The following is a 14,790-nucleotide window of genomic DNA, read 5'->3' on the forward strand; positions in this document are numbered from 1 at the left end:
AATTAATGAAACTCAGCAATGCCCTGGCTGATGCAAAATGCAAAGATTCTCCAGTGTATGCAGAAGGAATTAAGACATTAATTCTCTTATTAGCTCCATTTGCTCCTCACATTGCTGATGAATTATGGCACGCGATCGCACCCCAGGAATCGGTTCACAAACAATTGTGGCTGAAAGCCGATCCAGATGCTTTAGTAGCAGATGAAATGACGTTAGTGATTCAGATTAACGGTAAAACTAGAGGCACAATTCAAGTTCCCGCTCAAGCCGATCGGCAACTGCAAGAAAAGCTAGCAAGAGAATCAGAACCAGCGCAGCGATATATCGAAGGCAAGGAAATTAAAAAGGTCATCGTCGTACCTGGAAAACTAGTTAACTTCGCGATCGGATAATTGATAACCGATAATTGAGCTTTTGTAGGGTGGGCAATGCCCACCTTTTTGATTTTAAATATATATAAGCAAGTAAATATATGGCAGAAATAAAAAGAATGAAAAATTACTTTTATCCTCCTTTACCCAATCCTTTATTAATTAACTTTGCTCAAGTTATTGCTCCATTTGTTATCCCCTACTTTTTTCAATTTGAATTACGTATCGATCGCGAATCCATCGAAAAAATTCAGGCTTTAAACGAGCGAAGATTACTTTTATTACCAAATCATCCCACATTTCAAGATCCAATTGCAATTTTTGTCCTTTCTGGTAAGTTAAACCAAAAGTTTTACTACTTATCAGCATATGAATTATTTCAAGGATTTATGGCTGGAATCTTTCAAAGATTGGGAGTCTATTCTATCCGGCGTGGTTTAGTCGATCGTCCCAGTATTGCACAAACAATAGAAATATTAACTCAACCAAATTGTCGGTTAGTCATATTTCCAGAAGGAGGATGCTCTTTTCAAAACGATACGGTCATGCCTTTCCGCGCTGGTGCTATCCAAATTGCTTTTCAGGCTATGAGTAAGCTGGCTAAGCAAGGAGAAATACCCGATCTATATGTTTTACCAGTTAGTATTAAATACCGCTATACACAAGATATGCAGAGAGTTATTCGTCAAACTCTCAACCGTTTAGAACAAGCATTAAGTATAGAATCTAGTCTAAAAGATTACGATCGCCTGCAAGCGATCTCACAACATGTCTTAGTCCGCATGGAACGAGAATATGACACTTATTCACCTACTAAAAACGAACTAACCTGGAACGATCGTATTTCTCTGCTACGGATGCATATTTTAGAATCCTGCGAACAACAACTAGGCATTTCTTCTAATCCTAAAGAACCAGTGCGAGAACGAACTTATAGAGTTGAATACGTACTAAAAACTCAAGTAGATACACTAGAGTCAGAAGTAACAGCAGAAACCGAAACTGCAACAGGCGATCGCGCTAATAAATACAGCTTAATTGAAAAGTCAATTAAGCGCTTGCTAAACTTTGATGCGATTTACGATGGTTACGTGGCTGAAAACCCAACACCAGAAAGATTTTTAGACACTCTCACCCGTCTAGAACGAGAAGTATTTGATATTGATAAACCCCCAGCTAAAGGATATCGCCACGCCAGAATTAAAATTGGAGAGCCGATAAATCTTAAAGACTTCTTTACAGAATATCAACGCGATCGTGCTAACACTGTGGATACTGTTACGCTCAAAGTTCAACAAACAGTACAGCAAAATCTTAATTTGTTAAATGGTAGTTGGTAATTGGTAGTTGGCGATAGATGTATATCGTTGAGTTTTCGGGCTCGTTCAGTATAGTTATAGCTAGTTACTTAAAATCTAGTATAGTATCAATTATGTCAGCGAGGATGACATTTGCTAGTTGAGCGTGATAAGATTTACACATAAGTTAAATATTCATTCCGATGCGAGGAAACAGAAAATACTCTATGCTTCGGTGACAAGATCGAACTGAATATACGGTAAGTGACAGCACCTAAAAGAAACATATTTCTGTAATTTTACTTGTATGAAATTATTTGATTAGATTGTATGCAGTTCAGAGCTGCGGCAGAGTAGCTATTATTACTTAGTACAAAAAATACCTTACATCAATTGAATTAAGGGTATCTACTGAAAAAAACTATCTCTTCATGCGAGCGATCGCTTTGGCATGGAGATTTTCCAAATATAGATAGCAATTTGTGCCGAATTCAGGCATATCTCGCGATCGTGCTAGACGGTTGACGATTAACCGTTGGTTATCTTCACGTACTAGCAGCGTGAGTTGCGTACAACACAAATAACATTGCTATAACTAATCGCGATCGCAACTATATCAACCACATATTTTATTTAGAACAGCAGTATGATCCGAGAAATTAAGTACGAAAATATATTAATAGCAATGATTGTTTCTTATAAATTTCAAGCGCCTGGAATTCATTTTTTTACTCCGGGCGATTTTTCACAACAATTAGCTTATATGCGTCATCCTGTTGGAAAAATTATTCCGCCTCACGTCCACAATCCAGTCAAACGCGAAGTGCAGTATACCCAAGAAGTACTTTTGATCAAAAAAGGTAGACTACGAGTAGATTTTTATAATGAGTCTCAGCAATATTTAGAAAGCTATATTCTCGAAGCTGGCGACGTGATTCTTTTAATCGCTGGAGGACATGGCTTTGAAGTATTAGAAGAAATTGAAATGTTTGAAGTCAAGCAAGGACCCTACGTAGGCGATTTAGATAAAACTCGATTTGTTGGTATTGAAGCAGAACAAGCTCAGCTAGCTGACGATCGCCTACTCCTTGTCAATAACTACTAACAAATGACCAATGACAAACATATGCTTGATTATATTCCTGTCAACGAACCGCTGTTAGATGGTAATGAAAAACGGTATTTAAATCAATGTATTGATACTGGTTGGATTTCCTCTGAAGGACCATTTATCAAACAATTTGAAGAACAGTTTGCGGCAAGAGTAGGGCGTAAATATGGCATTGCTGTCAGTAATGGCTCCGTAGCTTTGGACGCTGCTGTATTAGCACTAGGTATTGGTGCAGGTGATGAAGTTATTCTACCCACTTTCACGATTATTTCCTGCGCGGCAGCAATTGTTCGTGCTGGTGCTATACCCGTTGTTATAGATTGCGATCCTCATACCTGGAATATGGATGTGAGCCAGATTGAGGCTAAAATCACACCTAAAACCAAAGCAATCATGGTAGTTCACATTTATGGATTACCTGTAGACATGGAACCAATACTTGCTTTAGCAGCAAAGCATGGGTTGCAAATAATAGAAGATGCAGCCGAGATGCACGGACAAACTTATAAAAATCGTCCCTGCGGCAGTTTTGGTAATATTAGTACCGTTAGTTTTTATCCGAACAAACACATTACTACAGGTGAAGGTGGGATGATTCTCACCGATGACGATCGCCTAGCTGAACGTTGTTGTTCTCTGCGAAATTTATGTTTTCAACCCCAGCAGCGTTTCATTCATGAAGAACTCGGCTGGAACCTGCGGATGAGTAACATCCAAGCTGCTTTAGGTGTAGCGCAGCTAGAAAGATTAAACGAATTCATTGCTCGTAAACGTCGGATGGGACAACGTTACACCGAGCTATTGTTAGATGTAGCTGGCTTGCAATTGCCAATCCCTCAGACTGACTACGCTGATAATATTTACTGGGTCTTTGCATTAGTACTAAAAGATGAAGTTCCATTTGATGCTAAAGAGGCAATGAGGCGCTTGCATCATCATCAAGTTGGTAGCCGTCCCTTCTTTTGGTCTATGCACGAACAACCTGTTTTCCACAAAATGGGATTGTTTGCTAACGAGTCTTATCCAATAGCAGAAAATATCGCTCGTCGCGGCTTCTACATTCCCAGTGGTATAGCTTTAACTGACGAACAGATGGAACGAGTCGTCGAGGTAGTCAAAGAAATTTTGCGATCGCCATAATTTTTACCAAATTAGTTAAATAGTAGGGTGGGCATTACCCACCCTATATTTGATTTTCACTTACAGCATTTCTTGCGTTATAGGAGATTCAATGAGGGTTGGAATTTTTTTATCAAATTTTACTCCCCAAATTGGGGGAGGCTTTACGTTTGAAAACGAAGTATTTCGAGCGATCGCTGAATTTGGTGAGACAAGCGGTCATACTTTTATCGTATATAGCTGGGACAAAAGATTATCTCAAGCACCTCAATTAGGGCAACATATTGAGTATAGATCGCTGCATCACAGTGTCAGAAAATTATTATTATCTCAGCCATTAAAAATTGCCAAAGAACTATTGAAAAGACTACGACAATCAAAAAACTTACTCAAACTTAACAGCGTATTCAAAGACATAATTTTAGTCGCGATATTGGGCAAGGAAATCGATCTAGTGTGGTATTTAGAACCAAGTACTCGCACAGTCGAAATTCCTTACATTACTACACTTTGGGATCTACAGCATCGGGTACAGCCATGCTTTCCAGAACTCAGCACCCAAGGACAATGGGACGAGCGAGAACAGTTTTACGCAAAAGTACTGAGGTGTGCTTCCATTATCGTGACTGGTACAGAGGCAGGTAGAGCCGAAGTAGAACGATTTTATCAAGTACCATCTGACCGAATTAAGATCTTGCCTTTTCCCACGCCTGAATGGGCGTTGAATGCTCCACATAACAGCGATCGCTACATACTAGAGAAGTACAATATACCGGAAAATTACCTATTTTATCCCGCACAGTTTTGGGCGCACAAAAATCATGTCGCTTTATTAATGGCGGTTAAATGGCTGCGATCGCAATTTAATTTAATTTTACCCGTAGTATTTGTTGGCTCGGAAAAGGGCAACAAGCAATATATTCAGCAAGTTGTTGCCGATCTCGACTTATCTAGCCAAGTTCACTTTCTGGGATTTGTACCGCAAGCTGATATAGTTCCCCTGTATCGCCATGCATTTGCTCTAGCTTTTATGTCTTTTTGCGGACCTGATAACATACCTCCTTTGGAAGCATTTGCTTTAGGTTGTCCGGTTGTTGCTGCCAACGTGTCAGGTGCTTTAGAGCAGTTGGGAGATGCCGCTTTACTAGTCGATCAGCGAGATGAACGGCAAGTTGCTTTGGCGATTAAGTCACTCTACGATGACCCTATTTTACGGCAAACGTTGGTACAACGAGGGTTAGCACGAGCGGCAAAATGGACGGGACAAGATTACGTCAAAGCTGCATTTGAAATGATTACTGAATTTGAATCGCTGCGACGTTGTTGGAGTAGTACAACACCTGACGATCGCTGAAGAAAGTAAGAGACAGAAGGCAAAAGAGCGTTCTTTTACCTTGCTTTGAGAAATTCGATCCGTATGGAGTGACATATGCAGGGGCGTGCAACTAAGTGTTGTACGCCCCTACGTATATATAAAGTTCATCCTGTGGATCTACTGATAGTAATTGCGATCGCTCCGTAAACCAAAAGTTAATTCCGTGAAACCACGCATGGGGATACGGAAAAAGGCGGCTAAACTTCGTTTGAAGTTGAGTTAGTTCAGGCTAACTTTTAACTTCTTCTAGATAGACAATTTATCTGAAAAATTAGGCTTATTTCATCAGTAAATTTTGCCTCAAAGGTGTGTGAGGAGTTACTAACTCAAGGTAATTCCTGCGGATACGTCTGTCTTGAAGTTGGTAACTTTCTCTAAGTCACTGAGCTACGTGGAATGTGTATTATTAAAGCTGCTACAACTATCATCCTTTTGGCGACTCTTGCTTGTTGCGAGTTGAGCTACAAAGCCAATGCCAATCCTAGTTTGCCAATCGCCCAAAAACAGCTAGGCGATCGCGCTATGGCGCTGAAGCAAAATAGTGCAACTGCATTAGAACGGGTGTTGCAAAATCGAAAGTTTAAAGCCTCCGATTTAGCGCAAGCATCGACTTTAAATGATATTCAGGGTAGCTGGGCGCAGAGTTTTATTGCAGGATTAGTATCGCGAGGGATCGTTCAAGGTTTTCCCGATGGTAGTTTTCGCCCAGACGAGCCAGTGACTCGCGCTCAGTTTGCTGCAATTGTCAGTAAAGCGTTTGGGCAACAATCCAACCGCAACGCGATCGCTTTCGCAGATGTACCGGAATATTACTGGGCAAAGGATGCAATCCAGACAGCTTACCAAACAGGATTTCTGGCTGGATATCCCAACAACACTTTTTTACCAGAGCAAAACATTCCCCGCGTCCAAGTGTTGGTAGCTCTAGCCAACGGACTGAACTTGTCTGTAAAAACGGAATCTTCCACCCTGCTCGATACCTCGTATCAAGATGCAGCAGAAATTCCCGACTTTGCGCGTAGTCCAGTGGCAGCGGCAACAGCAAATCGCTTGGTCGTAAACTATCCCAATAAGGATGTACTACATCCAAATCAAACGGCAACCCGTGCAGATGTCGCAGCATTTATCTACCAAGCTTTAGCGAACCAGGGTGAAATGCCGCAACTGAGAGCTGACGATCCAATGGCTGAATATGTCGTTGGTTTGCAGCCAGCAACCACTCCAGCAGCATCTGTACCAGAACCACAGCCACTGACACCCGAGCAAGTCGCAAAACTGCGTCAGCAGTATCGCATCGAAGCGACACCGTTAACAGCTTTGATCAGACCGTCAGTACCAGGTGGCGGATCGAGTGTTGGTTCGCCCACGGCATTTGGTGCGGGTTGGGGTAGTGCCTTCTTCGGTACAAGCTTTCAAGGTAGAGCGCGCGATACTAGCAAATCAGATGGAGCGGCTTCATTTGGATTTGGTTTAGGCGATGCAAGTAGAGCTGTCGGTCTGGAAATTGCGGCTACAACTGTCGATCTGTATGGAAATACTTTCGGGGATGGAACTATCAGTTTCAAACTGCATCGCCTCCTACCAGCAAACTTTGGAATTGCGGTTGGGGTGGAAAATGCAATTATTTGGGGCGAGACTGACGGTGGTAGCAGTCTTTACGGCGTAGTCAGTAAAGTTTTCAGTCTCACAGAGGATGCAGCAAAGCCTTTTAATAAGATTACGACCTCAGTAGGTCTAGGTGGTGGTCGCTTCCGTTCCGAAGAGGACGTAGAAGATGGTAATGATACGGTTAGTGTTTTTGGCAGCATGGGCTTGCAAGCAACTGAACAACTTTCCCTCATCGCAGACTGGACGGGTCAAGATCTGAACTTAGGTGTATCTGTCGTCCCTTTCCGAAGTCTACCTCTAGTCATTACTCCATCTCTTGCCGATGTCACTGGCAATGCTGGTGACGGTGTCCGATTTGTTCTTGGTGTTGGTTATGTCGGTCGTTTTTAAGTCGTGACTAAGGGAATCAAAATGATGAACGTTCAACGCCAGCTCTGTATTAGTTTAGCTTTAGGGTCACTTCTGCTAGTTAGTTCGTTACCCGCTCTGGCTCAGAAGAACAACCAGTCAGATGTCACGGGCTTTATTATCACTACTGGTGATATTGTTAGTGGTGCTTTTGTTCCTGGGAGGAATGGTGGTTTGATTCCTGCTGCTCAAATCGCGATCGATCGGGCTGCTGCTGCGCTTAACGGTTTACTGGCAAAAGGAGCGATCGCTGGTATTCCCCCAGAGACGCAGCAAGCACTAGCAAGCATACTGACTGAAACTGGAAATCCTACCTCAGCTGCCACTCAATTTCAAACCACTTTAGTTGCGGCGGGCGCAGATTCAAAATTAGCGGCAGGGTTTGTCAAAAATTTACAAGGGCTGACTGCTGGGAATGTCATTTCTCCAGGTAAATTAGTAGGGGCTATAGAAGCCTACAATGCTTTAGTTAATAGTGGTAGTGGAAACTTTTTACAAGTTGCTGCGCCACAATTACAAGCGGTAAAAGCAGCACTGTTGCAATTAGTGGAAGCTTTGACAAAAGCTAATTCTCCAAAAGCTAATGCCCGCCCCTAGCTTTTTAGAGAACAACCTCAGAAGTTGCGATCGAAAAGAACATCAATCGTTTATAGGGTAGGCTTCTAGCCTGCCTTTCATACAAGCTTACATTAAACATTTACTAAGTAATTACTCTGACTACTTGTGACAAACCACGGTCAATCTGAATTAATTATTGCAGCTGGTAGAACAGAACGCCAGTATTGGAAAGATTTATGGCGCTACCGCGAATTGTTTTACTTTCTGGCTTGGCGAGACATTTTAGTGCGTTACAAGCAGACTGCGATCGGTATTGCATGGGCATTAGTGCGCCCATTTTTAACCATGATTGTCTTTACAGTAGTATTCGGCAAACTAGCAAAACTACCTGCTGAGGGCGCACCATATCCAATTATGGTGTTTGCAGCTATGTTACCTTGGCAATTTTTTGCTAGCGCTCTTGCAGAATGTAGTAATAGTCTTATTTCTAATGCTAATTTGATTTCCAAGGTTTACTTTCCCCGTTTAATTGTGCCTGCTAGTGCAGTTGTTGTCAGTTTTGTAGATTTCCTAGTTTCAGGCATGATTTTGTTAGGTCTGATGGCATGGTATAACTTTATTCCTTCCTGGCGAATTTTAACATTGCCATTATTTATGGCGATCGCTTTTGTCGCTGCTATCGGTGGAGGATTATGGCTATCAGCATTGAATGTTAAATACCGCGATTTTCGCTTTATCGTGCCGTTCATCGTTCAGTTCGGTTTGTATATTTCTCCGGTTGGATTTAGTAGCAGTATCGTACCCGAACAATGGCGCTTAGTTTATTCACTTAACCCAATGGTGGGTGTTATTGATGGATTTCGTTGGGCAATTCTTGGTGGAGAAACTCAACTCTATTGGCAAGGATTCATGTTATCTGTAGTATTAGTAGCTTTACTATTTGCCAGTAGCATTTGGTATTTTCGCAAGGTAGAGCGATCGTTTGCAGACGTAATTTAAGTTAGAACTTTAAAGTATGTCAGATTCAGTAATTCGCGTCGAAAATTTAAGCAAGAAATACATTCTCGGTCATCAAAAGCAAGAACGTTATACCACACTGCGAGATACGCTGGCTAGCGGAGTCAAATCTTTTAAACATCACTTTCTAAAGCAGCGCGATCGCAAAAATCCCGCTCCAACTCGTGAAGAATTTTGGGCATTAAAAGACGTTTCTTTTGAGATTAAACAAGGTGAAGCTATTGGTGTTATTGGACGCAATGGTGCAGGAAAATCAACACTATTAAAACTTTTGAGTCGCATTACTGAACCTACTAGAGGAAATATAATTGCCAAAGGGCGAGTAGCAAGCTTGCTAGAAGTAGGAACGGGATTTCACCCAGAACTAACTGGACGAGAAAATATTTATCTCAACGGTTCTATTTTAGGCATGAGTAGAGCTGAGATTAAAAAAAAGTTTGATGAAATTGTTGCTTTTGCTGAAATTGAAAAGTTTTTAGATACTCCAGTCAAGCGTTATTCTTCTGGAATGTACGTTCGCCTTGCTTTCTCTGTTGCTGCTCACTTGGAACCAGAAATTTTGATTGTGGATGAAGTCTTAGCAGTAGGCGATTCAGCATTTCAAAAGAAATGTTTAGGGAAAATGGGTGATGTGTCAACCAAAGAAGGACGAACAGTTTTGTTTGTCAGCCATAGTATGCAAGCTATTACCCAACTAACTCAGCGTTGCATATTGCTTTCCAAAGGGAATGTTCAATTTGATGGTCATAGCGATAAAGCAGTACGCTTATATCTAGCTGAGCAAAAAAATGATTCTGAAAAACTTCCTTATTACCAAGCTCCTACAAATAAAACAAACAACTATATAACCTGGGCGCGGGTACATACTTCTGAAGAACAAGGAATTCACTGCTGGGGTAAACCGATTACTTTTGAGTTTGCCATACATATAACTCAACCTCATGAAACTTTGTGGTTCTCTTTTAATGTAGTTAATGAGTTGCAGCAATCTGTTTGTATTTTCTGGTTTTACGATGCTAAAGCTCCTTTTCGCCGAGAACCAGGAAATTTTATTGTGCGATGTGAAATACCAAAGTTTAGGTTATATATGGGTTCGTATACTCTAACTACATGGTTGTCTGAAATTCGGAGCAATACCATATTAGAAAATATCTCTAATATTTGTCCTTTTGAAGTCACGATGCATGGAACTGAACGGGAAGAGTGTCAATGGCAATCTCATGAGTGCATGTATTTAGAAGAAGCAGTTTGGCAAAGTGTGGACAAGAATTAATTTTAAATTGAGATCGATAGGTAGATAAGAAATGCCAGTCAAAGATGATGTAAAGTTTGGTAAAAATGTTCGCATTTTTCATCCTCAACTTGTGAATCTCTATGGTTGCACGATTGGTGATGATACTAAAATTGGGACTTTTGTAGAGATTCAGAAAAATACTGTGGTAGGGAGCCGGTGTAAAATTTCATCTCACAGTTTTCTCTGTGAAGGTGTTGCGATCGAGGATGAAGTGTTTATTGGTCATGGAGTCATGTTTACTAATGACCTTTATCCGCAAGCCACGAATGAAAATGGAAGCTTGCAAACTGAAGCTGATTGGAGTGTAATCAAGACTTTAGTAAAATCCCGTGCTTCTATTGGTAGTAATGCTACCATCCTACCAGGCGTAACTATTGGAGAAAAAGCCATAGTTGGAGCTGGTGCAGTAGTAACTCGTGATGTTCCTAACTATGCAATTGTAGTCGGAGTACCTGCACGTATAATCGGTGACGTGCGCGATCGCTCTCAAAACATAGAATTGGTAGGTAAGCCGGAGTAATATTGCTGAGTTTGTCTCCAGCAAATAGGTGCTATACGGTTGATATTTTAGCTGTATAAAGGTGACGCGATCGCCTAAAACAAAATTTCAGAGAGAAACTTTAATGAATCCTATTGCCGAGTTAAAAAATAAACCGAAACTCGTATATTTTCAAAGAAAATACGAACACATAGCAAAATTTGTCCGCTTGCACTATCAACAACAAGTTAATTGTTTAGCAGAATTCTTTGATGTCACTGTAATTAATGAAGATTGTGACTACCAAGAAATTTGCGATCGGTATCAACCGGAAGTCACGCTTTTTGAAATTGGCATATCAGCTTGGGGATATACTCGTCTAAATATTAAAAATACTTCTGTTTATCCAGAAATACCTAAGTTAGGTTTTTATCATGCAGATTGCTTTTGTGAGGCTCGAGCCGCTTTTATTTCTGATATAGAAAATTGGGGTATACAAACATTATTTAGTCTATCTGTACGTTCTGCTGAGTATATGCCCGAACTTGGCGATCGCATATTTACGTGGTCTAATTTTATCGATCCCGATTTATATCGAGATTATGCATGTTCTAAAACTATACCAGTGCTTTTTACAGGCAGTAATAGTTCTTTTTATCCTTGGCGACAGCAAATTTTGAAGGTTGTATCTCAGGCTTATCCATCCTTGATCAGCCCGCACTTTGGATATGAAGAGAAAACAGCATTCCGAATGCTTTACGGTCAGCAGTACGCACGCACGATCAATGCCTCTTGGTTTGTACCAGCTTGCGGCACAATAGTTAAAGAGGTTGTACGCAAACATTTTGAAATTCCCGCATGTAAATCTTGTCTAATTACAGAAAAAACTCCAGCTTTAGAAGCTGCTGGTTTCGTTGATATGCAAAATTGTGTTTTTGCTGACGAAACTGATGTCTTAGATAAAATTGATTACCTATTTCAAAATTCAGAAGAACTAGAGAAGATTACTAATGCAGGTTATCAACTAGTCCACTCTCAACACACTCTCAAACAACGAGATCAAATCTTTCAATGGTTTAATCTGAATAAAATTATTAAACCCGGTCAAAAAATTGTTCAGAATAACCCCTTTGGAAAGCTGACCCTTGTAGAAGAAACTTCAGGAATTAAAAGCACGCATATTATTAATAATACACTTGATAAAATACTTCTACATCAAGGAGATGAAAAACTCTGGAATGGTAAATATGATGAAGCAGAATCTCTATATTTATGCTGTCTAAATTCTTTAATACAAATGCTACCTGAGCCAAAATTACGTCTAGCAATATGTAGCCTCTATAAAGGAAATGCTTGGGAAGCACTCTCATGGATTTTACAACCAATTGAATGCATACTAATTTTAAATAAAGCTTCAGAACCCGATCCAGTAGAGTGGGCTTACCTAATTATTATCCTCCTTTGTCAAGGAAAGCTAAACGAGGCGACAGAACGTGTGAATCAGTTTCCGTCACTTTACCATCCCGAACTAGATCGCGTTCGTTGGGCAATTGAGGTTTTAAATAATTCAGAAAGTCAAATTGCTATATCTAACAATAATTTATCAAACTACCGAATTAGCGTTCACCAATTACCAAAATGGAGCTTTAGCGACTGGGTTGTTGATGTTTGTAAGATGCTAAAAGCTTGCAAGCAGGTAACTTTTGCAGAACAACTAAATAACGCCTCTGACTCAGAAAAACGAATCGTCAAAGCAGAATCACCGTTAAAAAACAAACATATTTTTAATAATTTATTGAATCTCGTTCTTAAAATAAAAGGGAGAAAATATAATAGTTTATTACCTGCTCCATATTATATTGATTTCCGATTTGCTAGACGGCTGATATCAAAAACCAAATCTAAGTTAAGACTAAGAATAGTCCGAGTATTAAACGTTTTAGAAAATTCGTTTGGCTATTTTCTACCTTACCATTTGTCGGCATTTCAAAAAGATAAGTTCTTTTCTGTTGTCAACAAACTAATCCGAGATGAAGACATCGAAACATTGTTAGTTATTGGTGCATCTGCTGGAACGAAAACTACTGAGATGTTTTTCACAGGAATTCAAGACAATCCGAATAAAATCAAAGTATTTTGTATCGATCTAGCTACGACGAAGTTGCAAAATTTACAGAAACGCTGTTTGCGAGACTCTTCGATTGAATTTCATAGTGTTTTAACTTGTCAAGGAAACGCATCTGGTTTGAGAGAAGTTTCAAAATCTACTGTTTTTCCAAAAGAATTGAATAAAAATAGTTGTCAGCTCTTGTTAGCTCGTTTACGTCACAATACTGAAGATACAAATAATATAAAATTTGCTAGAAATACCGTTAAAAAAATTAAACAAAGAAATCAAATTGATTGTTTTGATATGATATTAATCGCTCGTCCTAAATTTGATATTTCTGCTGAATTTGATGAAATTTATGGAGCTAAGTTTGTCTTGCTTGAAGGTATCAACTCCTTACAAAACCACAATTTACTCCACAGATTACTAGCACAACCAGGCTATACCATAGTTGCTCAAAATCTTTTTCTACGTAATGGATATGCCATTTTAAAGAGAACCGATCGAGCTAGAACGCGACTGACTGCAATAGATGCCGATCGCTTGAATGACTTTGAATGCGAAAAAATATAGTAGCTATCTTGTAAAAATTATGACTTCAATTCTACTTCAAAGTTGTATGCGATCGCGATCGAGAAAAAAGTCATTTTGACTATGCGTGAATTACAGCACTTGTTGATTAGTTGAAAAATTAGTTAGGTAACAATAATGAAAGATACGATCGCTATAGGTGTAATTGGTTATGGTTACTGGGGTCCAAACCTGGTGAGAAATTTCTCTGAAATCCCAGGAGCGCAGGTAAGAACTGTGAGTGATTTTAAACCAAACTTGCTAGCAAAAGCGCAGACACGATATCCGACCTTGCAAGTTACGACCGATTATCGAGACATATTAAAAGATCCAAAGATCGATGCCGTTGCGATCGCCACACCAGTTTCCACTCACTTCGATTTAGCTCTAGCAGCATTGCAAGCTGGCAAGCACGTACTTGTAGAGAAACCGATGACGACCTCCTCCGAACAGGCAATGAGGTTAATTGAGGAAGCTCAACGGCGCAACCTAGTGCTGATGGTAGACCATACTTTTGTTTACACGGGTGCTGTCCGCAAAATGCACGATCTGATCGCCACAAAAGTTGTCGGTGATATCTATTACTACGATTCAGTGCGCGTTAACCTGGGACTGTTTCAGCACGACGTGAACGTGTTGTGGGATTTGGCAGTTCACGACCTTTCGATGATGGATTATCTACTGCCATACCGACCTTATGCTGTCTCAGCTACAGGTGTTAGCCACGTACCCAGAGAACCGGAAAACATTGCCTACTTAACGTTATTTTTTGAAAACAACTTGATGGCTCATCTCCACGTCAACTGGTTGGCTCCAGTCAAAGTTCGTCGCACGTTAATTGGTGGCAGTCAACGCATGATTGTCTACGATGACTTAGAACCGAGCGAGAAGGTCAAAATTTACGACAAGGGAATTACCCTTAATAGCAACTCTGCCGAAAGCGTCTATCAAATGCTGATTGGCTACCGTGCAGGGGATATGTGGGCTCCGCACTTGGATATGACAGAGGCAATACGGACAGAAGGGCTGCACTTTATAGATTGTATTAAGCAAAGCGATCGCCCCATCACTGACGGGGAAGCAGGACTGCGGGTCGTCAGAATTCTAGAGGCTGCTACCCAGTCCATCAAGCAGCAAGGTCGATTAGTTGAACTAAGCGGAGTGGAGGTAACAGCATGATTCCATTTGTAGATCTCAAAGCGCAGTATTTGAGTATTAAAGACGAAATTGATTCTGCCGTTTTCAAAGCTTTAGAAAGTACGCAATTTGTGCTAGGCAGCGAAGTTGTTGCTCTCGAAGAAGAGTTCGCTCACTACTGCGGCGCTGACCATGGGATTGCAGTCAATACAGGAACCAGCGCCCTCCACCTAGCACTATTAGCCGCTGGTATTGGTGCGGGTGACGAAGTGATTACCGTTCCTTTCACTTTTGTTGCCACCACAGCCGCAATTTGTTACACCGGAGCCACTCCGG

14 protein-coding genes are annotated in these 14,790 nt (G+C 40.6%); 13 read left to right on the top strand and 1 reads right to left on the bottom strand.

Going from position 1 to position 14,790, the window contains the following annotated elements; genetic code table 11:
• Both ACRC32_RS16760 and ACRC32_RS16765 read left to right on the top strand, forming a co-directional pair.
• Positions 1–392 (top strand): class I tRNA ligase family protein (locus tag ACRC32_RS16760; protein ID WP_438555035.1); only part of this gene is annotated, 392 nt, incomplete at its 5' end.
• 80 nt (positions 393–472) lie between these two features.
• Positions 473–1,711, top strand: coding sequence for a 1-acyl-sn-glycerol-3-phosphate acyltransferase (locus tag ACRC32_RS16765; protein ID WP_438555036.1), 1,239 nt, complete (start codon positions 473–475; stop codon positions 1,709–1,711).
• Positions 1,712–2,090: 379 nt separating this feature from the next.
• Here ACRC32_RS16765 and ACRC32_RS16770 read toward each other — a convergent pair whose 3' ends face one another.
• On the bottom strand, positions 2,091–2,249 hold the full coding sequence (locus ACRC32_RS16770; protein ID WP_438555037.1) for a hypothetical protein: 159 nt from the start codon (positions 2,247–2,249) through the stop codon (positions 2,091–2,093).
• 66 nt (positions 2,250–2,315) lie between these two features.
• On the opposite strand from ACRC32_RS16770, the gene ACRC32_RS16775 reads away from it, so the two are divergent.
• The 11 genes from ACRC32_RS16775 to ACRC32_RS16825 all read left to right on the top strand — a co-directional run.
• Positions 2,316–2,774 (top strand): hypothetical protein, encoded by a 459-nt coding sequence (locus tag ACRC32_RS16775; protein ID WP_438555038.1) that lies wholly within the window; start codon positions 2,316–2,318, stop codon positions 2,772–2,774.
• A gap of 21 nt (positions 2,775–2,795) precedes the next feature.
• Complete coding sequence (locus ACRC32_RS16780; RefSeq protein ID WP_438555048.1) at positions 2,796–3,920, top strand: DegT/DnrJ/EryC1/StrS family aminotransferase; 1,125 nt, start codon at positions 2,796–2,798, stop codon at positions 3,918–3,920.
• Positions 3,921–4,011: 91 nt separating this feature from the next.
• On the top strand, positions 4,012–5,253 hold the full coding sequence (locus ACRC32_RS16785) for a glycosyltransferase family 4 protein (RefSeq protein WP_438555039.1): 1,242 nt from the start codon (positions 4,012–4,014) through the stop codon (positions 5,251–5,253).
• A gap of 417 nt (positions 5,254–5,670) precedes the next feature.
• Entirely contained in the window at positions 5,671–7,272 is a 1,602-nt protein-coding gene (locus tag ACRC32_RS16790; RefSeq protein WP_438555040.1) for an S-layer homology domain-containing protein, read from the top strand.
• A 21-nt stretch (positions 7,273–7,293) separates the two neighbouring features.
• Positions 7,294–7,887, top strand: coding sequence for a hypothetical protein (locus ACRC32_RS16795; protein ID WP_438555041.1), 594 nt, complete (start codon positions 7,294–7,296; stop codon positions 7,885–7,887).
• 126 nt (positions 7,888–8,013) lie between these two features.
• Complete coding sequence (locus tag ACRC32_RS16800; protein ID WP_438555042.1) at positions 8,014–8,847, top strand: ABC transporter permease; 834 nt, start codon at positions 8,014–8,016, stop codon at positions 8,845–8,847.
• 16 nt (positions 8,848–8,863) lie between these two features.
• Positions 8,864–10,138 carry an ABC transporter ATP-binding protein gene (locus ACRC32_RS16805; protein ID WP_438555043.1) on the top strand — a complete coding sequence of 425 codons (1,275 nt, stop codon included), beginning with the start codon at positions 8,864–8,866 and terminating at the stop codon, positions 10,136–10,138.
• Between the two features lie 31 nt (positions 10,139–10,169).
• Positions 10,170–10,679: an acyltransferase gene (locus ACRC32_RS16810; protein WP_438555044.1), complete on the top strand. Its 510-nt coding sequence runs from the start codon at positions 10,170–10,172 to the stop codon at positions 10,677–10,679.
• Positions 10,680–10,782: 103 nt separating this feature from the next.
• Complete coding sequence (locus tag ACRC32_RS16815; protein WP_438555045.1) at positions 10,783–13,320, top strand: glycosyltransferase family protein; 2,538 nt, start codon at positions 10,783–10,785, stop codon at positions 13,318–13,320.
• 135 nt (positions 13,321–13,455) lie between these two features.
• The gene (locus ACRC32_RS16820; RefSeq protein WP_438555046.1) at positions 13,456–14,496 is read left to right on the top strand and encodes a Gfo/Idh/MocA family protein; all 1,041 of its coding nucleotides are present in this window, start codon (positions 13,456–13,458) and stop codon (positions 14,494–14,496) included.
• On the top strand, positions 14,493–14,790 hold a 298-nt coding region (locus ACRC32_RS16825; RefSeq protein WP_438555047.1), incomplete at its 3' end, for a DegT/DnrJ/EryC1/StrS family aminotransferase. The genes ACRC32_RS16820 and ACRC32_RS16825, both read left to right, overlap by 4 nt.

Origin of the sequence: Chroococcidiopsis sp., assembly GCF_051657925.1 — a bacterium.
Classification (GTDB): Bacteria; Cyanobacteriota; Cyanobacteriia; order Cyanobacteriales; family Chroococcidiopsidaceae; genus Chroococcidiopsis.